Origin of the sequence: Pseudoalteromonas sp. XMcav11-Q, from assembly GCF_040104525.1 — a bacterium.
Lineage (GTDB): Bacteria > Pseudomonadota > Gammaproteobacteria > Enterobacterales > Alteromonadaceae > Pseudoalteromonas.
On record NZ_JBECOX010000002.1, the window covers coordinates 166,962 to 190,687 of the forward strand.

General features: G+C 43.6%; 18 protein-coding genes and 1 pseudogene. 10 read left to right on the top strand and 9 right to left on the bottom strand.

From position 1 onward, the window contains the following. Window positions 1-41 precede the first annotated feature (41 nt). From ABMY45_RS04155 to ABMY45_RS04175, 5 genes are all read left to right on the top strand, one after another. Window positions 42-2,786, top strand: coding sequence for a family 20 glycosylhydrolase (locus tag ABMY45_RS04155; protein WP_349288449.1), 2,745 nt, complete (start codon window positions 42-44; stop codon window positions 2,784-2,786). An 87-nt stretch (window positions 2,787-2,873) separates the two neighbouring features. Next, on the top strand, window positions 2,874-3,449 hold the full coding sequence (locus ABMY45_RS04160; RefSeq protein ID WP_045988918.1) for an RNA polymerase sigma factor: 576 nt from the start codon (window positions 2,874-2,876) through the stop codon (window positions 3,447-3,449). 23 nt (window positions 3,450-3,472) lie between these two features. Beyond that, complete coding sequence (locus ABMY45_RS04165) at window positions 3,473-4,516, top strand: FecR domain-containing protein (RefSeq protein ID WP_349288450.1); 1,044 nt, start codon at window positions 3,473-3,475, stop codon at window positions 4,514-4,516. Window positions 4,517-4,590: 74 nt separating this feature from the next. Next, entirely contained in the window at window positions 4,591-7,263 is a 2,673-nt protein-coding gene (locus ABMY45_RS04170) for a TonB-dependent receptor (protein ID WP_349288451.1), read from the top strand. A gap of 109 nt (window positions 7,264-7,372) precedes the next feature. Further along, window positions 7,373-7,888: a hypothetical protein gene (locus ABMY45_RS04175; RefSeq protein WP_039496335.1), complete on the top strand. Its 516-nt coding sequence runs from the start codon at window positions 7,373-7,375 to the stop codon at window positions 7,886-7,888. A 187-nt stretch (window positions 7,889-8,075) separates the two neighbouring features. Here the strand turns inward: ABMY45_RS04175 and ABMY45_RS04180 are convergent, their stop codons facing one another. The 4 genes from ABMY45_RS04180 to ABMY45_RS04195 form a co-directional block, all read right to left on the bottom strand. Next, a complete protein-coding gene (locus ABMY45_RS04180; RefSeq protein ID WP_349288452.1) occupies window positions 8,076-8,864 on the bottom strand; it encodes a hypothetical protein in 789 nt (262 codons plus the stop codon). A gap of 2,923 nt (window positions 8,865-11,787) precedes the next feature. Next, window positions 11,788-12,150 (bottom strand): hypothetical protein, encoded by a 363-nt coding sequence (locus ABMY45_RS04185; RefSeq protein ID WP_017217776.1) that lies wholly within the window; start codon window positions 12,148-12,150, stop codon window positions 11,788-11,790. 8 nt (window positions 12,151-12,158) lie between these two features. Next, the gene (locus tag ABMY45_RS04190) at window positions 12,159-12,701 is read right to left on the bottom strand and encodes a peroxiredoxin-like family protein (protein ID WP_017217775.1); all 543 of its coding nucleotides are present in this window, start codon (window positions 12,699-12,701) and stop codon (window positions 12,159-12,161) included. Between the two features lie 9 nt (window positions 12,702-12,710). Then, complete coding sequence (locus ABMY45_RS04195; RefSeq protein ID WP_017217774.1) at window positions 12,711-13,307, bottom strand: NAD(P)H-dependent oxidoreductase; 597 nt, start codon at window positions 13,305-13,307, stop codon at window positions 12,711-12,713. Between the two features lie 143 nt (window positions 13,308-13,450). Here ABMY45_RS04195 and ABMY45_RS04200 point away from each other — a divergent pair, with 143 nt between their 5' ends. The 3 genes and pseudogenes from ABMY45_RS04200 (at window position 13,451) to ABMY45_RS04210 (ending at window position 15,505) form a co-directional block, all read left to right on the top strand. Then, complete coding sequence (locus ABMY45_RS04200; RefSeq protein WP_017217773.1) at window positions 13,451-13,807, top strand: helix-turn-helix domain-containing protein; 357 nt, start codon at window positions 13,451-13,453, stop codon at window positions 13,805-13,807. An 11-nt stretch (window positions 13,808-13,818) separates the two neighbouring features. After that, a pseudogene (locus ABMY45_RS04205) lies at window positions 13,819-13,989 on the top strand (DUF479 domain-containing protein); the annotation flags it as partial. A gap of 622 nt (window positions 13,990-14,611) precedes the next feature. Beyond that, window positions 14,612-15,505: an alpha/beta hydrolase gene (locus ABMY45_RS04210; RefSeq protein WP_349288453.1), complete on the top strand. Its 894-nt coding sequence runs from the start codon at window positions 14,612-14,614 to the stop codon at window positions 15,503-15,505. Between the two features lie 211 nt (window positions 15,506-15,716). Here ABMY45_RS04210 and ABMY45_RS04215 read toward each other — a convergent pair whose 3' ends face one another. From ABMY45_RS04215 to ABMY45_RS04235, 5 genes are all read right to left on the bottom strand, one after another. Continuing rightward, window positions 15,717-16,028 carry a cupin domain-containing protein gene (locus ABMY45_RS04215; protein ID WP_039496348.1) on the bottom strand — a complete coding sequence of 104 codons (312 nt, stop codon included), beginning with the start codon at window positions 16,026-16,028 and terminating at the stop codon, window positions 15,717-15,719. A 300-nt stretch (window positions 16,029-16,328) separates the two neighbouring features. Beyond that, the gene (locus ABMY45_RS04220; RefSeq protein WP_211865255.1) at window positions 16,329-17,111 is read right to left on the bottom strand and encodes a hypothetical protein; all 783 of its coding nucleotides are present in this window, start codon (window positions 17,109-17,111) and stop codon (window positions 16,329-16,331) included. A gap of 274 nt (window positions 17,112-17,385) precedes the next feature. Continuing rightward, window positions 17,386-17,754 (bottom strand): VOC family protein, encoded by a 369-nt coding sequence (locus ABMY45_RS04225; protein WP_206472352.1) that lies wholly within the window; start codon window positions 17,752-17,754, stop codon window positions 17,386-17,388. A 129-nt stretch (window positions 17,755-17,883) separates the two neighbouring features. Continuing rightward, a complete protein-coding gene (locus tag ABMY45_RS04230; RefSeq protein ID WP_206472353.1) occupies window positions 17,884-18,696 on the bottom strand; it encodes a response regulator transcription factor in 813 nt (270 codons plus the stop codon). A 718-nt stretch (window positions 18,697-19,414) separates the two neighbouring features. Further along, on the bottom strand, window positions 19,415-20,758 hold the full coding sequence (locus ABMY45_RS04235; RefSeq protein ID WP_174169605.1) for a sigma-54-dependent Fis family transcriptional regulator: 1,344 nt from the start codon (window positions 20,756-20,758) through the stop codon (window positions 19,415-19,417). A gap of 257 nt (window positions 20,759-21,015) precedes the next feature. Here ABMY45_RS04235 and ABMY45_RS04240 point away from each other — a divergent pair, with 257 nt between their 5' ends. Continuing rightward, the gene (locus ABMY45_RS04240; RefSeq protein WP_349288454.1) at window positions 21,016-22,590 is read left to right on the top strand and encodes a cytochrome ubiquinol oxidase subunit I; all 1,575 of its coding nucleotides are present in this window, start codon (window positions 21,016-21,018) and stop codon (window positions 22,588-22,590) included. Continuing rightward, on the top strand, window positions 22,587-23,720 hold the full coding sequence (gene cydB, locus ABMY45_RS04245; RefSeq protein WP_349288455.1) for a cytochrome d ubiquinol oxidase subunit II: 1,134 nt from the start codon (window positions 22,587-22,589) through the stop codon (window positions 23,718-23,720). The genes ABMY45_RS04240 and cydB overlap by 4 nt, the downstream gene beginning before the upstream one ends. The last annotated feature ends 6 nt before the right edge of the window (window positions 23,721-23,726 follow it).

Genomic DNA, 23,726 nt, shown 5'->3' on the forward strand with positions numbered 1-23,726 from the left:
ACGCGCTCTATCCGAACAATAACAATATTTTAGGAGCCAACATGTTTGCAAAAAAACAGATAATTACTGCCTCACTGTCAGGCTTAGCCTTGTTGACTGCGAGCCACTATAGCGTCGCACATCCTCACCCAGATAACTTAGCATTACGCTGGCAAGTCGTGGATCATGGCATTGGAGAGAATATCTTTCTTGGCAGTCTGACGATTACTAATAATGGTCTTGAGCCATTGGGTGAGTCTGGCTGGGCGCTTTATTTTAGCTCGGTAAGGCCGCCTGCAAGCGTACTACCAGACTCAGATCCAAATGGTCAGTATGCGCGCCAGCATATCGCCGCACAGAATCTAAGTTTAGAAAATGCCGATGACGCAAAAAGTGGTGATTACTTTGTACTTAAGCCCACAGCGGGTTTTGCCCCCATTCAACCCGGTGAGTCTCGTACTATTGAAATCGTTGCACAGTATTGGCAAATGCTGAAAAACGACTCACCGTCGGGTTTTCACATTAGCTACAATAATCAAGCGCCTCAAGCTGTGCTGGTGGACGTGATGATGGACCCAAGCGATCCAAAACAAACAAAGCAAGCGGTTAACGATAATATGCCGGTGCAAACGTCCGCCATCCGATTCGCCGAAAACAGCGCGACGCACATGACATTGCCGCTGAAAAATCGCTTGGTTCCTCAGCCCCATTCAGTGGTCACACCGAATGATGAATTCTTAACTTTGATGAGCCAATTAACCAGTATTTCAGCGCCAGCTTCATTGGCGAAAGAAGCCTCCTTCTTACAAACTGCGCTGCGCGATATTCTGAGTGGCACATTTGCGATTAATAGCACTGTGCAAAATGGCCCGAACCTTATCAAGTTGCAGCTAGACCCAAATCTCGATACCAATCAAGACAATCAGCCGGACTCAAGTGGTTATAAGCTTGAAGTCGATGCATTCTCGGGGATCACCATTACCGGAAGTGACGCCCAAGGGGTGTTTTATGGTATTCAAACACTTCGTCAGATGATCCCCACCGCTGTGTATAAAACGGCTAAAAACTCAGCCACTTTGTCCGACAATGCCGTACTACCCGCTAGCACTATTTTGGATGCACCACGGTTTGAATATCGAGGCATGATGCTGGATGTGTCGCGTAATTTCCAAAGCAAAGAAACGGTATTTAAGTTGTTGGACTTGATGGCATTTTACAAGTTAAACAAATTTGAAATTAACCTTGCCAACGATGAAGGTTGGCGACTAGAAATTCCCGGTATTCCTGAACTCACGGAGTTTGGGGCAAAGCGGGGATATGACCTGAGCGAAAGCACGATGCTGCATACTTTCATGGGAGCTGCCAATGGTCTTGCACCAGGAGATGGGATTGAAAATAAGCCCACGGATGAAACCGCAGCAAACTTAGGCACCGCGCCTAGCTATCAGGGCTTTGAAATTGCTCAGCAAAACTTTCTCGGTAAAGGCTGGGGCTACTACACGGTGAATGATTTTAAAGAAATTCTTCAGTATGCCGCTGACCGTCATATTGATGTGATCATCGAATATGATTTTCCAGCCCATGCGCGCGCAGCAATCAAAGCGATGGAATATCGCTACAACAAATACAAAGATAGCGACCCAGTTGAAGCAAATCGTTTTAGATTGATTGATCCGCTCGACCAGTCGCAGTATTACACCCCACAATTTTATACCGACAACTTTGTGAACCCGGCGCTTGAGAGCACTTTTACTTTCCTCAACCATGTGGTGAAAGAAACACGCGCCATTTATGATGCTGTACCCGATGCAACATTGACTCGGCTACATGGCGGTGGTGACGAGCTGCCGCATTTAGGCCCGAATGAATGGTGGGCGCAATCTCCAGCGGTCGATCAAAACCCAGCTACGGCGGGCAAAACCGATGCAGAGTTGTTTGACTACTTCTTTTTACGCTGGAAGCAGATAGTCAATCAGCATGGTTTTGATATGGCAACTTGGGGCGATGTGTTATCGCACAATGGTACGGGTAATGTAAGTTACGGTGAGATATTCCCCGTGTTTTGGAATAACGTGTGGGGTTGGGGCAATGAGCATCAGGCCTACAAATTTGCGAACCAAGGTCTCAAAGTCGTGCTGGCCCATGCGACAAACTTGTATCTTGACCTTGCGTATAACAAACATCCTGATGAAATAGGCTATCACTGGGCAGGTTACACAGATACCAAAAAGGCGTTTGAATATCGTCCGTTTAATATTTACGCCAATGCTGAACGTGACAAGCTAGGCAATCCAGTGCCGTGGGACCCAAAATGGGTGTTACTGAGCGAAGCGGGTAAACAAAATGTTCAAGGTATTCAGGCGCAACTATTTGGCGAAAACCAAAAGTCACCAGAAATTCTTGATTATATGACTTTCCCGAAATTACTGGGTGCCGCTGAGCGTGCATGGGTGCAAGATATGCCAGCGCAAGGCGCAGCGACTACCGAGGCTTGGCACACCTTTACCAACACTTTAGGGCAATATGCTCTACCACTATTGGACTATTACCAAGTGGTCGATATTAATGCTCAAATACCACAGCAGGTAGGGGTAAATTATCGTATTCCATTACCTGGAGGCGCGATTGAAGGCGGTAAGTTAATCGTCAATACCCGGTTTGTTGGCATGGCTACGGAGTATTCGGTTGACCAAGGCGCAACATGGCATCGCTATGAAGGGCCTGTGACATTGACCGCGTCATCTAAAGTACAACTTAGAACGGTGAGTGATTCGGGCAAGGTAAGCCGAGTCGCAACGGTTAATTAAGCAAATTGATTTAAGCAACGCCAGCGAACCTACTCATTTACGGGTTCGCTGCACGCTAACACAAATGGAAGAGTAGGATGCGTATTCATGCCACCGTTATTATCTTTTAAGCGTAAAGCCGTTGATACCACTACGGCAGCTGCAAACGACGACCTTGCACGTCGTCAGCAGGTAGAGGAGTTGTTTTTAAAACAACAGCAAAAGCTGATCCGCCACATTATGGGCAAAGGGTTAGACAAACGAGAGGCGGAAGACGTTGCCCAAGAGGCGTTTGTGAAATTGCTTGGACTTGAGCAGGATAATGTCAGCAACTATATCGCCGCGTACTTGTATAAAATTGCAACCAATTTGGCCATTGATAAGCTGCGGCGTAAAGCGCGTAGCCCGTTTGATGACCGTGAGCACGATAGCGATCAAATGCCACAACCTTACGCAAGTGCTAACCCTGAACAAAACCACCACAACCAAGAGCTACTTAAAGAAATGGAAAAGTCTCTCGCAAGCTTACCCGACAAATGTAGGCTGGCTTTTTTATTGTATAAAATACGTGGTCAAAGCTATGAGGAGATAGCTTTGACCTTACAGATATCCCCAAGTATGGTAAGAAAATATGTATTACGTGCAGTTCGTCATTGCTACCAGCAGTTACAGCATGAGCTTTGATCATGAGTGTTAAGGATATAAACATGATTCCATTATCTGACGATTTAGCAATAATTGAAGAACAAGCCGCTGATTGGTTATTAGTCTTAGACGAGCAGCAGATCTCACCTCATGACAGCACTCAATATCCACAGCCGCTAAACGCTTGGCTAGCTGAAAATCCGCTACACAGTGATGTGTTCAACAAAATGTTGGAGCTTTGGACGCTTTCAGCCCAACTTGACGATGACTATGTTACTCAGCAGTTTGCACAGCTGGATGCACAAAACGCCACGGCTGCAACAGTCATTAAACCACAATCCAAACGCCGCGCTCAGCCTTGGTATCTTGCGATTGCCGCGACTTTGCTGCTGGTTGGTTTGGTGACTTTTATGGCACCAGAGCAGCCACTACAGCAAGCACCTGTTGCCATTGCGAAGCCAGCACCAGTCGATACAGTGTACAGCGAGTTCTTTCAAACCAAGGTCAATGAGCATCGCACCATTACGCTTGATGATAATAGTCAGGTTGATTTAGGGGCCAATAGCCAATTGGCTGTTCGCTACAGCAACACTTCAAGAGAACTACTGTTGTACCAAGGTGAGGCGCTGTTTAGCGTGAGTAAAGACAAGCAGAGACCGTTTATCGTGCGCTACCAAAACAGCCAAGTCGAGGCGTTAGGCACGGTGTTTAATGTTCGCGCCAATCCGGCTTCAATTAGAGTCGATGTGCTTGAGGGCCGTGTGGCTGTGACTCAGCAACAAGCAATCAAATTGACCCAAGGGCAAGCGGTAGAAGTTACACAGCAAGGCGAAGTTACCCGTAGTAAAGCCCAAGGTGAAGCGTTGACCATGGCGTGGCAAAAAGGCTACTTAGTGTATCAAAACGCAGAATTAGGCAATGTGCTTAATGATGTGTCGCGATATAGCGAAATCAAAGTGAAGTTAAGCGATCAACGCCTAGCAAAACTGACCTACAACGGCACCTTTTTAACCACTGAAATAGGCGATTGGCTCAACAGTTTAGAAAAAATTTATCCGATCACTGTGATGCAAAAAGGCGAGGAATACACCCTAATCGCGAATTAGCTAAAAGTGTCATAGCAAAGTCACAATATAAGTGGTACAAAGTTTATACAATAATAAATACATTGATTTAAACTATGTTATTCAAGCTATTAATCCCGCTGTTAGCGTGGTTAATATGGTTTGGTGGCGTTGCATTTGCTACCACGGATCATCAATTTAACTTGCCTAAAGCGACTTTGCAGCAGCGTTTACTCGATATTGCTGCGCAAAGTGGCTGGCAGTTAAGTGCAGCCGAAATTCCAGATAACATTAGCGTTGAGCAGATAACTGGCCGCTACACCCTCGAACAAGTCTTGCTCACCAGCTTTCAACAAGCCGCCTACAACTTTTCCCTAGACCCAGAGCAGCAGCGTATTTTTGTGACTCCTAAAAAACTTGAGTCTGCACAACACTTTGAGCGCATTATCGTAACGGGTGTAAGCGGCAAAAACCGTAGCATTTTAAACTCGTCTATTTCAATCACTCAGCTTGCAAGCCTACAACTTGAAAAACAAACACCGTATTCCAGTGCAGAAGCGCTTAAAAATATCACCGGCTTTTGGGTTGAAGACTCGGGTGGCGAAACTAACAATAATGTTGCGCCAAGGGGACTTAGAGGCGGCGAAGGGTTTAGATTTATCAGCCTGATGGAAGATGGTTTACCCGTGACCTATGACGGTATTTGGGGGGACTTTTTTTTACGTCCAGACTTAACCCATCAAGCCATTGAAGCGGTGCGGGGCGGCAGTAGCGGTATTTTTACCGTGAACGGGCCTGCGGCAATGGTGAACTATATCGGCAGGCGAGGCTCAGAAAATCCTTTTAATTTAGTGAAAGTGAGTCAGGGATTGAGCTATGACTACACTCGTTTTGATGGCGTATTTAGCGGAGCGTTGAATGATGAATGGTTTTATACGGTAGGCGGGTTTTATCGTACTTCCGACGGTATTCGGGAGCCGGGCTATCAAAGCGATTTAGGGGGACAGTTGAGTGCGCGCATGAGCTGGTTAACCGATGCATTTGAGCTTGATTTTAGCTATAAACATTTAAACGATAAAACCAGCTTTTACGCGCCTTTAGTGATGCAAAATAGCGGCGAAATTCGAGAGCTGGCGAGCCTGCCTTATGACGATGGAACCCTACTGAGCGACGATCTCAGGTCGCTCACCTTCTTCACTCCGGAAGGACGCGTGCAGCGTGACCTAGAAGACGCTCAGCAAACACGCCTAAATAGCTACACTTTACTATTTAATACGCCGCTTTTTGAACACGTTAACCTGAGCAATCGTACGCGATTTTCAAGCCTAAACAATGATTTGTATACCTTAATGAATTTGGGCAACCAAACCATAGTCGACGCCACAAGCCGATTACAACACGCCGATATCACCGAATTTAAACGTCATTTTGCAAATAGCGCATTGCGTCCTCGATACTTACGTTATTCAGATAACACCTTAGTTGCCAACCCCGCAACGCTTAATGGTAATGGTCTCGTGACCGCTAGTTATCCTTTATATTCACGTTACAAGCAACAGCAGCTGGTAAATCATTTTAGTGTGGACTATCTCGACGCGCAGTGGTCACTGACCCTCGGTCATATTTACGCACGAAGTGATTTCGATGAGTTACCACTAGATAAATGGCTTGGCGCATTACTAACGGATGTAAAGCATCAACCCGAGCGACTGGACATCGTACTGGTTGATGGGCAAGAAAATGTGGTTGCCAATTTTACCGAGCAAGGCTTTTTATCTTACGCCGGTCCTGTTTATTTAAGCGGTAGCGGCTTGTCTCAATCACATTCGCTGTATGCCAATATAGACTGGCAGCTCACTGAAAACCTTAGAGTTGACTTTGCGCTGCGTAACGAACATCTGAATCTCATCAGCACGCTACTAGAGGGGGGAAAGTCATACACGGACTCATCAAAAGCCGCTTATTCTCACTATCTCCCGGCTGCCACTTTACGTGATTCCTTTACGCAAAATGCGCTCAGCATTGGTGCAAATTACCAAATCGGCGACGCTATGGCGATATTTGCACGTTATTCCGACGCCTTTGAAATGCCACGGCTCATTAATTACGGCAATGGCCGCGGGTGGGCCAAAAGTGAAGAGGAGCGCGTACAACAAGACTTTGGCCAACCTATTCGCTTGGCGTTAGGTGAGGTTGGACTGCGTTATCAAACCGCTGATTGGCAGTTTAGTGGCGCGTTATTTGAGACCAAATTTGATCCGCTCCCACTTACGGTATATCGCGGCGCGGCTACGACTCAACAAGCCGTTTCAATCAATACCCAAACACGAGGGTTGGAGTTCGAATTTGACTATCAATATAGTCCGGCTTTGCAATTTAGAGCGATAGGTGTGTGGCAAGACGCTGGGTTTTATGGCATTCCCAAGCAATTGCCACAAAGCGAATTTAATGGCAATCAAATAACACGCACGCCGGAGTTACAACTACGACTAACGCCGGAATACAAAGCAGGACCTATTACCGCGGCTATCACCTGGTCGTATGTTGGTAAACGCTATTCTGATATCGCTAATCGTTTTGCCTTACCAGCCTATCAAACATGGGACTTATTTACCGAGTTGGCAGTTAATGAACAGCTCAGCGCACAGCTTGAGGTTAAAAACCTCACCAATGCTATGGGGCTAACTGAGGGCAATCCTAGGGATGATTTAAGCCACCAAGAGGCTATCTTTTATACTAGACCCATTTTTGGTCGCACCATCAAACTTTCGTTAAGTTATCAGTTTTAAGCGACACCGCTATTATTCGAGCAATTCTATTCCTTGACTTAAAGTGAACTTGAAGTTGTATGCTCCTCTTAACCGAATGACAGTGACCAAACGATAAGAGGCAGAGGCAATGCAAAATAGCTTAGATAAAATCGTCAATGACATAAAAGCCAACTGGAGCGGGCTAAATTCAAGCACCACAGTAACTGTACGTGAATTGTTAAGCGAACTTACTCAGTCTCCACCGCACGAGCCTTGGCTTGCGAGCATTATGCGTGAAAGACTAGCATCAAAAACACTCTACCAAGACCCTGAATATGGTTTTATGCTGCTAGTCCATGCAGAAGAAAAGGGCACGTACCGCCCGCCTCATGATCATGGCGCAGGTTGGGTATTTTATGCTGTGCAATCTGGCGAAATGGAAATGACAACTTACAAACCCATCACCACAGCAAGCGGCGAAACCCACCTCGTATCCCGAGGAACAGACACGCTCAAAGCCGGCGATTGCCGAGTGTTTCTACCCGGCGATATCCACGACACCCGCTGCTTAACAGATAACTTCGTTCAATATCGTTTAACCAGTTGTGACTTCAAAGAAGAGAAACGCTCAGGACGGATGATCCAGTATTTGAGGGAGGTGTAGTGGTTTGCCAAAACTCGAGGCGATAGTGGGTTTAATTGTCGTTGCTGATATTTAATCATGCAGTTTTGAAGGGGCTATAGCTGCTAAAAGCGAGGAACAGACGGTCGATCTAACTCATTCTTGGGCAAAAACATGTTAGAGCCTAGGGTCGACTTTGTGCCAAAGCCAGTCCGGCAACGTGCGCTTGTTAAGGCTCGGCACCACCTTCAGGTTCGATTGATTCAGGCGACGAGTCATCATTATCAGTAACAAGGCCAATGAGAAACTGAACTGGCTTTGTAAGTGCCTTATGTACTTTTAATACTTTAGCTGTAAAAGAGTCGACTTTATCTATCAGCTTACCTAGTCGTTCGATAACATCAGGCTCCGAAGCAGCCACACTTGATAATTCACCCTGATTGGTTACTACCATACCTATGGTTGACTGGAGAGACTGTTTAAGGCCTTTTGCACCATTAATTTTATACATAGAAAGTGCCGTGCGTAAGCGTTCTATCTCTTCTAGAAGGGTAATCCTTATTCCTCCGTCCAATGAGCTACTTAGAACTGCGCTAAATAGTTCATCTATTAGCTTAGTGACTTGCGCTAAGTCTTCGTCTTTCAGCTGTTCTTCATTGTAGATCGATGACAAAAGTTCTGAGCAAAATTGGAGTCTTGTCATTACCCCATCATTAAGCTGCTGCTTTTGTGCTTTCCAGGTTGTGTTAAGTTGTAGAGGAAATATAGCCCTTTCAATTTGCGGGAATGATGATAGGTACAATTCTTTGTTTACACCTTCATTCATGCCGATAAGTCTCTTCACCTCTTCTCCAAGCTGATATACCTCAATTACCTTTCTAGTAATCGTGGAGTCATCACTTTCATCTTCGTCTAGAACCTGAGCCCACACTTGACGAACTTTTAGATCATCTCCTTTGCTTTTCGCTTTACGTAAAATCTCGTAATAACGACCAGCTGGATTATTGATATCTATCACTTTATCTCCTTAGTGATTCGAAAGGTTTAACATTTTAGTATTTATGCGACACGCAGTTTGTGTTGCATAATCGCTTGTTGGACTGAGTCGCTACCTGCTCGGTGTGTCCGAGTTGGTGTTGTTTATGCGATGGCTTACTTAGAAAAAGTAGGCTTTTTGGAGGTTCTCACTTTCCTAGCTAGTGTTATGTAAGCTTTCCGTGCATCGCTCAGCGCTTATTATGTATTCATTACACCTAAATTTGGCTTGATAAGCAATTATATTTTTTACGCATACTGAGGCCGCTAGCCTGAGCAATTAAGCAGGTTAACTACTTGATTTTACACAGCAGTCCTAATCAAACATACCCTCCTTGGCTAATATCAAAGCGCATCCATGCGCTTCTCGTTCATTCTTTTTAAACGACGAAAAAGAACGAACCAAGAAAACGTCGCCCCAGCATCACACTCAATCCTCAAATCCTAAGCCGATATAGTGCAACCGCCTTGTATGGCACATCCATGATGCCAGACAAGACTTGGCCGACATCCTGTCGGCACATTGCATATCGGCTTATGCTTTTCGGGTGTGATGGAGGGGGAATCGCGCTGTCTGTTAGTTCTGGTTTTATCTCCTGAAGCAGCTAAGTCGCTTACAAGCACCACAAGAATTTATCAGCGCCTTGTGTCTCCCTCATCACACCCGAAAGTAAAGTGCCAATGAGTCATTTCAACGCATGGATGCGTGAAAAGCTGTGACAGGGCCAAGGATGGCCCTTACACAGCGGTGACGTTCATATTGGCAATTTACTTGAGGAGTCAGTGTGATGTCGGGAGTGCCCTTTCTTTTGCATACTTGTTCTTTGGGCATCAAAGAAAAGTATGTCGTAGCCCATGGATGGGCGTCGAAACCAGTCAGGAGGACGGGCTGACTTAACTCATCGTCTCGAGTCTTTTGGAAAAATCACCTTCCATGGTACGTATCAAAGCGCATCCATGCGCTCCTCGTTCATTCTTTTTAAACGACGAAAAAGAACGAACCAAGAAAACGTCGCCCCAGCATCACACTTAATCCTCAAATCCTAAGCCGATATAGTGCAACCGTCTTGTAAGGCACGTCCATGATGCCAGACAAGACTTAGCCGACATCCTGTCGGCACATTGCATATCAGCTTATGCTTTTCGGGTGTAATGGAGGGGGAATACGTTGCTTGTAAGATCTTCTACGATTTTTATGATGAAGCTGTTTGCAAGGGTTATAAAAGCTATCAGCATAGCCTCCTAATTAACAGCCTAAATCGTTTTGTGGGAGGCGGTTCACCCGCCGAGAAGTTACGCTTTTCGGGCGTGGTATTGACCGTTGTTTCTGGTTTTATCTACTAAAGCAGCAAATTTGCCTGCAAGCACCAAAAAAGCTCTCAGCACCGTTTGCCTCCCTCATCACACCTGAAAGTAAATTGCCAATGAGTCATTTCAACGCATGGATGCGTGAAAAACTGTGACAGGGCCAAGGATGGCTCTTACACAGCGGTGACGTTCATATTGGCAATTTACTTGAGGAGTCAGTGTGATGTTGGGAGTGCCCTTTCTTTTGCATACTTGTTCTTTGGGCATCAAAGAAAAGTAAGTCGTAGCCCATGGATGGGCGTCGAAACCTGTCAGGAGGACATATTAGCCTTACCCTCCATGGCTCGTATCAAAGCGCATCCATGCGCTCCTCGTTCATTCTTTTTAAACGACGAAAAAGAACGAACCAAGAAAACGTCGCCCCAGCATCACACTCAATCCTCAAATCTTAAGTTGATATAGTGCAACCGTCTTGTAAGGCACGTACATGATGCCAGACAAGACTTAACCGACATCCTGTCGGCACATTGCATATCGGCTTATGCTTTTCGGGTGTGATGGAGGGGTAATTGCGCTGTCTGTTAGTTCTGGTTTTATCCAGTAAAGTAGATGATTAGCTTATAAGCACCACAAAAACGATCGGTGTGAACTCCTAATTAACAGTCTAAATCGTTTTGTGGGAGGCGGTTCACCCGCCGAGCAGTTATGTTCTTCGGGCGTGGTATTGACCGTTGTTTCTGGTTTAATCTACTAAAGCAGCAAATTTGCCTGCAAGCACCAAAAAAGCTCTCAGCACCGTTTGCCTCCCTCATCACACCTGAAAGTAAATTGCCAATGAGTCATTTCAACGCATGGATGCGTGAAAAGCTGTGACAGGGCCATGGATGGCCCTTACACAGCGGTGACGTTCATATTGGCAATTTACTTGAAGAGTTAGTGTGATGTTGGGAGTGCCCTTTCTTTTGCATACTTGTTCTTTGGGCATCAAAGAAAAGTATGTCGTAGCCCATGGATGGGCGTCGAAACCAGTCAGGAGGACGGGCTGACTTAACTCATCATCTCGAGTCTTTTGGAAAAGTCACCCTCCATGGCTCGTATCAAAGCGCGTCCATGCGCTTCTCGTTCATTCTTTTTAAACGACGAAAAAGAACGAACCAAGAAAACGTCGCCCCAGCATCACACTTAATCCTCAAACCCTAAGCCGATATAGTGCAACCGTCTTGTAAGGCACATCCATGATGCCAGACAAGACTTGGCCGACATCCTGTCGGCACATTGCATATCAGCTTATGCTTTTCGGGTGTGATGGAGGGGGGAATAAGTTGCTTGTGAGATTTTCTACGCTTTTTACGATGAAGCTGTTTGCAAAGGTTACAAAAACTATCAGCATAGCCTCCTAATTAGCAGTGCGGATAGCTTTGTGGGAGATGTATGGACTCCTCCCCCTTATCGGGAGCAAGAGAAAATAAGTGACCCCATCACTATAGTAATTAGTGGTGGGTGTCAGCGATTTGCTTTTAAGCGACCATAGTCAATTACACGCTAAGGACAAACCACATCAGAAACGATATCAATGTTGATTTGTGTCTTTGACATGATTATTTCTTCTCCACGATAATTGCAGTGATTGTTGTATCACCAACATTTTTAACTTGATGTTCCCATTGGTCATGCCACATCACGTAGCCATCCGGGATCTCCAAGGTCATGTCTTTTTCACTCGTTGTTATCGTCGCCTTGCCACCTTTTTCGAAGTAAACAGTCTCAGCATTGTGTTTATGCCAGTTATCCTGTTCCCCTGGTTTGAGTGTCATTTTAAGTACAGTAACCTCTTCGTTCTCTAGCAGTAGTTGATATTGGTTTGGAGATGCAATGTGTGCAGCCTCGACCTTCTTGTCTTGTGCAAACGCATTTCCAAACAATAGGACTGAAGTAACAGCTGTAAATACAACCTTTTTCATAGGAATTCCTATTTATGCATACCACGAATAGGGTAGTTGTTTGCAGGATTTCGTATCCAACCTAAGCCACTAATCAATGACTGAAGTTCAGGTCTTACAAACGGGTTGTTTGAAATATCTACTACGTGAACTTTTCCTTCATTATTGACAACAAATAGCCCCGGCTCAGCAAATGGATGATCAGTTTCTTCAGGCGATCTTGGATCTGATATAAACAACCCAAGTTCTTGCATTTGTTCAACAGTAAGACCGTATGCGATAGGGAAAGTCACATTAAGTCTTTCCATATGACTTTCGAGTTGTTCTTTACTGTCACCAGAAACGGCTATCAAATCTACGCCTGTTTGAGCGAGTTGGTCTTTCGCACTTTCTAACTGGTTTAAGTAGCGAGTACAAAGTGGGCAATGCTGCCCTCGGTAAACAACAACCATCTTCCAATCCAAACCATTTTCAGGCGTAGACAACTTTTTAATATCACCATTTAGAAGTTTGGTTTCAATTGCAGGAAAGTCTGAACCTGCATGAAGCTTATTGGTATAATCAATGCTCATGACTGTTCCTTAAAAATGCTTGTTAATGTGCGTTTCGAAACGTTTGAAGTCGTTTTCAACATCTGCGTTTTTCATCACATCAAAGCACGCAAATGTTTCCATTGGCTTCATTCCAAAGAACTTGAAGTTCATGTGCATAGGGAACATTAAATCGTCGATTGATTTCCCATCGAAGAATTCTTCTGGATCATTAAAGGCTTCTTCCGGCGCATTAAAGGTGAGAGACATCATGTATTTGGTGTTGGTTAACGTGCCGCCCTTACCATAGTTTTTCTTTGGTGATTCTGCTGTGCGACCGTCGCCAACACATAAAGCTCCTCCCATGCCTGCTGTGTATACTTCATCCATATACTTTTTGAATGACCAAGACACGCCCATCCAATTGCTTGGTGTTTGCAAAAATACAATGTCTGCCCATTGATGAAGTGCTAATTGCTCCTCCACATCGTACCCGTCACTCATTGTTACTACGCGCGTGTTATAACCTTTATCTTCCAGCATGGTTATTGCCTTATCAATCAAGGCTGCATTTAGCTTACCTTCAGAGAATGGGTAATATTGGTGGGCATTAATAATTAATACGTTTTTAAGATCAGTAGTGCTCATAAAACAACTCCAAACTAAATTTCAGCAAAAATAAGTAAGAGAGACACTCTCCTACTCAATCAATGTGTGGTATATTTTAGTAACCTGATTTAAGTTATCAATTAGTATACTTTTAGTAACCTAGTTGTTTTTTAGGAAAACTGATGGAAAGTGTCGTAAAAACAGACAGTAAAGGTAGAAAAAAAGTTTTAAATGCATGCACTGAACCCTGTGCTATCGAAAAAGGCATGCGTTTAATTGGCGGAAAGTGGAAAGGTTCCATTATTTATCACCTTAAAGATGAACCTGTAAGGTTTAATGACTTAACCCGTATGCTTGGCGGTGCCAGCAAAAAAATGGTCGACCAACGCCTAAAGGAACTAGAAAGTGAAGGGATGGTTCGTAGAAAAGTGATAAGTGACAGACCTGTCGCTGTAACTTATGAATTAACCGATTTTGGCAAAACCGCACTGAGTATTTTAGATGAACTCAGGATCTGGTCAGAGTCCCATCAAATTTAACAGTAGCTACTTTGAATTATTTAGCACAGCCCAATGCAGATTCTTATTTTGGAAATCTGCTTGGCGATTTTGGCGGAACAAGGCATGTAAAAAACTTGCCACTCACAGTGAAAAAGGCATTGGATAATCATTATCTAGTCGATAAATTTATAGATAACCATACAAAAATAACTGATGCAAAAATAACTGACACCCATCACAATTAGCAAGCGGCGATTGCCGAGTGTTTCTACTTGGCGATATCCACGACACCCGCTGTTTAACAGATAACTTCGTTTAGTATCGTCTAACCAGTTGTGACTTTAAAGAAGAGAAACGCTCAGGACGGATGATCCAGTATTTGAGTGAGGTGTAGTGGTTTGCAAAAATTCAAGGCGATAGTGGGTTTAATTGTCGTCGCTGACATCTAACCATGCAGTTTTGAAGGGGAGTTATGGCTGCTAAGAGCGAAGTTGAGACTGTCGGCGCTCTTCTTGGGAGAGTCTTCGATGCTGCATAGCAGACGTTCAACTAACTCATTTATGCTATAAAATCCGTTAATATAAATGAACTAAGGGCCCGATTTGAGCAATGAACAGGCATTCAAAATATCCCTTCGTGTAGTTCATTTAGGCATGGGCTTACATTTTCAAAAAACGACCAATTTCACACGGGTTTTCAATAGATGGTCAGTATGACTAATTAGTGGTCATATTGAGTACTCTAGTCGAAAATGAGAATGTTAACATTATGAAATTATTGGTTTTTATGTTGGCGCAAACCTTGCTGTCTCAAGGTTTCTTTAATTTCATTATGGATTAAAAAATGAGAAACCTCGGATATTTTTTGTTTTTACTAATTTTTGCGTCAGGTTGTACTACAAACAATAGAGACCAAAGTCACACTCTCAACGAAGAAAAACACCAATCAAATGACGTTACTATTGTAGAAGAGGTCGTTTTTGAAAGCGAAGGTGTACAATTATCAGGGAGCATGTATATACCTAAAGATGCACGAGCAGCAGTAGTACTAGTGCACGGCTCTGATCCTGTCCCACGAATGACTAAGTTAGCACAGTCACTGGCTAAGAGAGACTTACTAGTTTTGACGTACGACAAGCGTGGGGTTGGTGAATCTGGTGGCGTTTACGTAGGACCTCAGGTGGGAACCAATAATATAAGTGTTGATAATTTAACTTTGCTTGCGAAAGATGCAAGTGCTGCGGTAGATGTGGTTCATGGCTATGACAAAGAGTTATCGATTGGACTTATTGGCGCGAGTCAGGCTGGCTGGATTATTCCAATTGCCGCACTCAATAATCAATCAGTAGAGTTTATGGTTCTCTTCAGTAGCCCTACAATCACAACTCTGGAACAACTTAGGTTTCAGTTTTATACAAATGGTAGAGAAGACTTTTGGAAAACTCATACTGATGAAGAATCGCGTGAACATACTTTAAATGATCCTGACAGATATGATTTTAAAGCAACGGACCCGAAAATTTCTTTGAATTCTTTATCGATACCTGGGCTCTGGCTCTTCGGAGAGCAGGACATACAGGTCCCAGTCAAAATGTGTATCGAGCAACTGAATAGGATGAAAGCTAAAGGCAAGCCTTTTGAATATGTATTATTTCCATCGCTGGGCCACAATACTAATAAAGCAGAGCCTCTAGATATTGCGATACAATGGATAAAGCAAAATAATTTTTCCCACTAATTCGCAATTGTTGTTTTGCTGATGTTGATCAAACAGAAGAGCGTAGTTAACTAATGGCTCAAATGTGACGAAGCGGCTATGCCGAGCGTCACTGAGCTCTCTTGCTGCTAGGTCGACTTTATGAGCACCCTAAATGAATCTCCGCTTCTGACAGTTCAAGTTTAGACTTGTCCAGTTTAACGGATATCGATGTTTAACACCGGCCCAAACCTTATACGCTACCTTCTGATTCTATGACCAAAATTCTCGCCTCGCCACGAGGATGGGCAACATGCTCAGTGCCAATTGACGCATAAAAAATATCACCAGTTTGCAATAGGGCTGATTGCTCAACGCCATTCTCTTTGTAAAACATGTCAACCTCGCCATCTAACACGACAAAGACTTCTTCACCGTCATTAACATGCCACTTATAAGGCTGATCAGTCCAATGCAGGCGGGTTGTAATACCATTCATATTGGCGATGTCTTTTGCGCCCCAAGCGCGTTGTGCAGTGAATGTTTTGCTTCTAATTATTTCCATGATGCTTCTTATTTTTGAATTGCTAATATTCTCAAATTTTTACGTTTATAGGCTTTGTTGCGTTTGATGAATAGACTGTTACGTAAGGTAGTACTCAAAAAATCAAGAGCAGTATATTGCTTGGTGCTTTATGCAATGTCCAGTTAAAGGGCTCACAAACTATAAAGTTATTTTATCCAGCATAAGCGCAAATAGTGTTAGACTTCACTGTGATCAACTGAGCGATCGTTTTATCCTCTTTCTCATTGGCTAATGCCACTTTGGCTTTAAATTCTGGTGAGTGGTTTCTACGCTTTCATGTCATGGGCATACAAAAGCACTAATGTACCACCTTGTTTTTTGGCTAGTTAGTTGCTGCTTGAACACTGCAGGATAACCTTTTTCTAATAGAACACTTTCGGCCAGTTTTTCTAAAGCATTAGCTTGGACTATTTCATTTTCACTACGTCTAATTGCATAACCTGAGATTCTGTATCCCGATCGAGCATTTACGGACGAAAATAGCTCTCTAACCCTGACTCTGCCTTTTGCTCCTTCCATCTCAAGTTGTTGCTTTATAAACTCTGCTTGTTCTTTAGCGCTAGCTCCAGATGTCGAACACCAAAAGATATCATAATCCCAATCTTCCCAATCAAAAGAAGGTTTAACGCTTCTGTCTGTTCTTAAATTACTATCTTCTTCTATTTGAAATTCTTTCTCTTTTGCAATTATTTTTGCAGTTTCTTGCTTGATCATTGGTGTCCCGCCTGCTTCTAAAACGCCTAACAAGCGGCTTCTTAATTCACCATCCACCATAACTAAAACAAACTGCTTCGCTACTTCCTGCTTTCGCTCGTTTTTTTCTTCTAAAGATAGCTGAACGAGATCATAAATTTTGAAATTAAATTCTCGTTCGGCATTTATCCTCTCACGCTCATCGCGCGCCTCTTTAATTGCAATATCTACGGCAGCAACCTGCTCCTTCAACTCTCGATCTAAATTTGAGACCGAAAAATTTAAAATAGCTACCATCGCAGCTATTGTGACCGTAATGAGAGGTATAAAAACGTTTTGTAAAAATGCACTAAAAGATTTCCAATTCACCTTAAAATCCTCCAAAAATCCCAAATTCTTATAATGGGTTCTTATTTGCGTCCTTTCGAATATCCAATCCTGACGGTACTCTTATTGGCACTTGAATACACCGAGTCAATTAGTTGAGTCAAGGTTATGCTTGTTGTCGGTTGCTTCGACCAAACACCGTAAAGCAAATATAGCCACTCTTTCGTAGTTCCGCTGTCATTCGTGCCGACGAAACTTAATTTATTCGTTTTCGGTCGTAGTAGTCTGGTTGTGCACAACGAAAATATTACCGAATTCATTTCGGTGAGTGCAGGCCTAATCGATTGCCTTCTGTATCTAAAAATAACGCGAAGAAGCCGATTTCGTCTGCATGTGGGGTTTTGGGGGTCAGTATTTTCCCACCGTTTTCTTCTACTTTTGATAGCACTCGTTGTAGGTCTTCACCTGCGTTTAAATACAGAGTAACGCCAGTGCTGGAAGGAGTGTAGCCTTCGCCTTGAACAATCACACCTACGGTAGACTGCCCCTCGTACGGGAAGAGTGCCATTGTCATTTCAGATATATCTATGGTTTCAATGGAGACAGCAAAAATGCGGCCGTAGAATTTTACGGCGCGCGTTATGTCGGTTGCTGGAATTTCAAAAATTGATGCGAAGCTGTGCATGTTGTCGTCCTTATTTTCTATGTGTGTCGGCTAGCTATTGGTGACTAGGCTGGACTCGTTTAAGGTTCAACGAGTTCGACTTTAAGATAGCGTGGGGAGACAACAATTAATTGTAAAAAAGCGACAGGACTATTTATAGAAAAGCCGTGAAAGCGTCATGCTTTCGTCATCGAGAAACGCTCGCGGGTTTACCCCCGTGAGCGCTTTAAAGTCCTTAATAAAGTGAGACTGATCATAATAATTGCTTTTGTACGCGATGTTAGTGAGGTTGTCTTCACGATTTATGAGGAGTGTTAAAGCGCTTTGCAAGCGTACAAGTTTACTTAAATGTTTTGGACTAATACCGACAAGGTCTAAAAACTTCCGCTCTAGTTGGCGCCTTTTATTGGGACTTGATTTGGTGATTGCATTAACCGATATATCGCCATTTTGTGCAAAGATAATGTCTACCGTTGTTTTTATAATGTGCTCAATTGTCCGCGGGTCGCTAAGCTTGTGAAGGAGAAAGGCCTCTAAAATCTCAATCCTTTGGCTTGTGTTTCGCGCTTGGATGATATCGCTTTCAAGCTTCGCGGCCTCATCGTGCTTAAATAATTCGTAAATCGATGTTTCCTTATTTATTAAGTTTTTTATAGGTTTCGAAATAAAGTGGGAAAAGGCATAAGGAAAAAAGCTGGCTGCAAAGGTGTGAACGTATCCGGTTGGTTGAATATAAAAAGGTGAAACGGTTTGTCCAAGCACCATTGCGCGCGGTTGCAGTATGTAGTCATGTTCTGATGTATAGCGCTTAATATCGTCGCCCAATATAAAGGCCAGTTCAATGCAGCCGTCGGGGACAATGCGTTGCTTTGCGGCACCTTTATCTGCAGTAATCTCCAGTGTCCAAAAGCAATTGATAAATGAAGATAAATTTTCACAAGGGAAAAATGTTTTGTAATCCATAAAACCTCCGCTTCTAGCTATGGACGGTTGAAGCTTACAGCAAATAAAAACTAAGACTCTGGTAAATTTTGCAACCGTTTTATGGTCTGCTTTTTAGACGCGCTTTACCTGCTACTGGCCTTTATTGATATGCTTATTTATCCAATCTTGGTAATAAGATACACGTGTTAATACTGCGGTTGAACCGTATTTGCCTAAAGTAAATTTCCAAATCACCCTCAATTTCTTTCCACGCTGCTAATCCAACCAATACCGGTGTTGAGCCTTGATAAATGATTGCTGCGCCGTTGCTATATCCAGCTAAAAAATAAGTGACACCCATCACAATTAGCAAGCGGCGAAACCCACTTCGTATCCCGAGGAACAAACACGTTCAAAGCCGGCGGTTGTTGAGAGTTTCTACCCGGCGATATCCACGGCACCCGCTGCTTAACAGATAACTTAGTTCAATATCGTCTAACCAGTTGTGACTTTAAAGAAGAGAAACACTCAGGACGGATGATCCAGTATTTGAGTGAGGTGTAGTGGTTCGTATAAACGCAAGGCGATCGTTGGTTTAAGTGTCGTCGCTCAAATCTCGGTTGTTCAACAGCTCGTTTTAGAGCCGAAGGATGGCTCTGTGCCAAAAGCTGACGGCGGGCATCTATATCATGCACGGTGCAAAACTTGACCCCAGGTCTCAAAGCTCTGTAGATTTTTAGCTATCACTGAGAATGTATTAACTGTTTTTGCTAGTAAGCGACAAACCATATTTAGTGAGTTTGCGATACAAGGTGCGGCTACTGACACCAAATTTAAGGGCCAGCTCTTCGGTGCTACCTTGGAAATGTTCGATCGCTTTTTTTAAGTAGCTTTGCTCGGCCTGCTCTAACGATATTACATCAAATACCTTGTCATAATTCAGTTGTGCTAAATCTGCGTTAGGCTTTGCTGTATGCTGCAAATTAGCTGTGTTTTCGAAAGGGATGTCGGTGTCGTAAATGACATCGTCATCGGCCAAAATAGCTGCTTGTAATACAATACTTTTTAGCTCTCGAATATTACCGGGGTAGGCATATTGCGCGAGCTTTTTAAGTGCCGCTTCACTGAATTGTTTGTCTTTAAATTCAGAGTGTTTTAAAAAGAACTTAGCTAATAACGCGATGTCAGCTTGACGGGCTTTCAGGGACGGTAAATTTATCGGGAAAGTGGCGATCCGATAGTATAAATCTTTTCTAAACTCGCCTTTTTCAACCATTTCTAACAGGTTTTTATGGCTTGCACAGACTAATCGAAAGTCTGTGCGTTTTTGTCTTAGGCTGCCAACCGCACGAAAGCTTTGTGTTTCAATTAATCGCAGCAGTTTTACTTGCATATTGAGTGGTACATCACCAATTTCATCAAAAAACAAAGTGCCACCTTCAACAATTTCGACCAAGCCTTTCTTTTGGCTTGTGGCGCCAGTAAACGCGCCTTTTTCGTGACCAAATAACTCAGACTCAAATAACTGCTCGGGTAAGCCGGAGCATTCAATTACAATAAACGGTTTATCTTTACGCCTACTTGCATCGTGCAACGCGCGAGCAACTAACTCTTTACCTGTGCCGGTTTCGCCTTGTAATAATACCGAAATTTCGGTTTTGGCAGCGCGGTTTACTTTATTGATTAGTGCTTTAAAGGCGTCAGACTGACCAAGCATTTTATTCTTTTGCGCTTTTACTGAGGCAAAATCGATTTTATCGAGGATCTCAACAAAGCCCATTAATATATCGTTTTCGTCAAAAATAGGCTTCATCACAATATCGCAATATTGCTTACCTAAATGGGTATCGTGAATATGCACGACACTGGTTGGCTTATTGGTTTTTTTGCACTCTAGCATGGGGCAAGCTTCACCCATCTGATCGCAGGGTTTACTGGCCTTATGCGATATGGCAAAGCAGGTACTTTTACCCAGCTCAATCGGTGTTTGATAGGTATCACGATAGGCGTTATTCACTGCCACAATGACATAGTTTAGGTCAATAAAAATTGCTGGTTTATCAATAATATTGATTAAACCTTGGATCACCGAATTTGCCATATCGCACACTTGCCCAAGTTAGTTCGTTACCGTTTTACTAAAAATGAGTGTACTGTAAAAAAATAACCGTGACAAAAATGTCTTCACATTCAATTTGTCTGACAAAAATGTCGATTGGTAAGTTTATCTTTATCGAATGAATTTTTGAAATGTAAAATTAACTATTAAAAACAATGCATTATTTATTTTTTGACTATACCCAAGATTGGTATGTTTTCTGCCATATCAGGAAGTAACCTAATCTAAAGGAGTTCGAAATGAATGAAGCATTGGTCGAATTGTCTCGTTGGCAATTTGCACTCACCGCCATGTTCCACTTCATATTTGTACCGCTGACCTTGGGCCTGAGTTTTATGCTGGCCATTATGGAATCGGTTTATGTGATGACGGGCAAAGAAATCTATAAGACCATGACTAAGTTTTGGGGAAAGTTATTTGGTATTAACTTCGCCCTAGGTGTGGCAACGGGTTTAACGATGGAGTTCCAGTTTGGTATGAACTGGGCATATTACTCGCATTATGTGGGTGATATTTTTGGTGCGCCATTGGCAATTGAAGGGTTAATGGCGTTTTTCTTAGAATCCACGTTCGTTGGCTTGTTCTTTTTTGGCTGGGATAAAATGTCAAAGGTCAGGCACCTTATGGCAACCTGGCTTGTGGCGTTAGGCTCTAATTTTTCGGCGCTTTGGATCTTAATTGCCAATGGCTGGATGCAGCACCCAGTAGGTGCAGAGTTCAACTTCGAGTCGATGCGTATGGAAATGACCAGTTTTGCTGAGGTGATGTTTAATCCCGTTGCGCAAGTTAAATTTGTGCATACGGTTTCTGCAGGTTATGTAACAGGCGCAATGTTTGTGTTAGCTATTTCAAGCTATTACCTTTTAAAACATAAGCATATTGCCTTTGCGCGTCGCTCATTTGCGATTGCTGCAAGTTTTGGTTTAGCGTCAATTTTATCGGTGATCGTGCTCGGTGATGAAAGTGGCTATGAGCTTGGCGATGTACAAAAAGTAAAACTCGCGGCAGTTGAAGCCGAATACGATACCCACCCAGCACCTGCACCATTTACGCTTTTTGCTATCCCCAACGATGAAAAAGAAAAATCCGAATATGCGGTGCGCATCCCTTGGCTGATGGGCATTATCGCGACGCGCTCGCTTGATGAAGAGGTGATGGGCATTAAAGAGCACAAAGTGCTGCATCGTGAGCGTATTTTATCTGGATTGATTGCTAAAAATTTACTCGATACCGTGCGCAGTGGTAACGCAACTGAAGCGCAAATGGCGCTGTTTGAAGCACATAAAAAAGACTTGGGCTATGCCATGTTATTAGAGCCATTTACCAATGACTTTGTCAGCCCAAGTGAAGAAGCCATCGAAAAAGCGGTAAATTACAGCATTCCACCTGTTGCACCACTTTTCTGGAGTTTTAGAATAATGGTGTTCTCGGGCTTTATTATGCTATTCGTTTTTGCCGCTGCATTTTACTACAGCACTAAACATCAAATCACCAAACCTAAATGGTTGTTAAAACTGGCGCTGTTCTCTTTACCTCTGCCTTGGATTGCCTCTGAAGCGGGTTGGTTTGTCGCAGAGTTTGGTCGCCAGCCGTGGTCAATTGCCGAAGTGCTGCCTGTGCATGCTTCGGTATCAAACTTAAGCGTGGGTGAAGTGTGGTTTACCTTAATTGCTTACACCAGTTTTTATGCGGTGATGTTTGTTATTGGCTTCTACTTGATGAAGAAATACGCCAAAAAAGGGCCTGTACCAGAGCAACAAAGCACGCCTTTCGATGGCAATGCGCAACTATCGGCTGAAGGAGCACAATCATGATTGATTATGAATTTTTACGCTTAGTGTGGTGGGGTTTAGTAGGTGTATTGCTGATTGGCTTTGCCATTACCGACGGGTTTGATTTAGGCGTGGGTGCACTGCTTACGTTAGTTGGAAAAAGCGATGAAGACCGTCGCGTGATGATCAATACAATCGGCCCTCATTGGGATGGTAACCAAGTGTGGTTTATTACTGCTGGCGGCGCAATTTTTGCGGCGTGGCCACTTATTTATGCAGCGGCATTTTCGGGGTTTTATATCGCTTTAGCGCTGACACTCATTGCCTTATGGATGCGCCCAATAGGCTTTGACTATCGCAGTAAATTGCCGAATAAAACCTGGCGCACAGCATGGGACTGGGCGCTATTTTGTGGCGGTTTAGTACCTACGCTTATCTTTGGTGTGGCGTTCGGTAATTTACTACTAGGCGTACCATTTGAGTTTGATAACACCTTGCGTCCGACTTATACCGGCAGCTTCTTTGGCTTGCTTAATCCGTTTGCCATTTTAGCAGGAGTGGTATCGGTCGCTATGTTGTTGACTCATGGCGCTAACTGGTTGCAACTTAAAACCGAGGGGAATTTACTCGCGCGCGCGCGCATTGTGTCGTTCTATTTGTCATTAGTGACTGTGTTGCTCTTTATGTTAGCGGGTGTGGTAGTTGCCAATATTGACGGTTATGTGATCACCTCAAGTGTTGATCCTTTAGCAACATCAAACCCACTGACCAAAACGGTTGAAGCGGTATCGGGTGCGTGGCTAAACAATTACAGCACCTACTCGTGGATGCTAATTGCCCCTGTACTTGGCATTTTTGCGGGGCTTGGCTCAGCGTGGTTTAGCAAGCAACAACGCGGTGGCTGGGCGTTTTTAATGTCGTCATTGATGATGGCGGGCATTATTTTAACAGCAGGCGCTGCCATGTTCCCGTTCCTTATGCCAAGTAGCAGCATGCCAAACGCGAGTTTGACAGTGTGGGATGCCACATCGAGTTATTTAACGCTCAAAACCATGTTTATCGTTGCCTGTATTTTTGTGCCAATTGTATTGAGTTACACCGCATACAGTTTTTATGTGATGCGTGGACGCATTAAAGCGCAAGATTTAGATAAACCACACACAATTTATTAAGGAGTG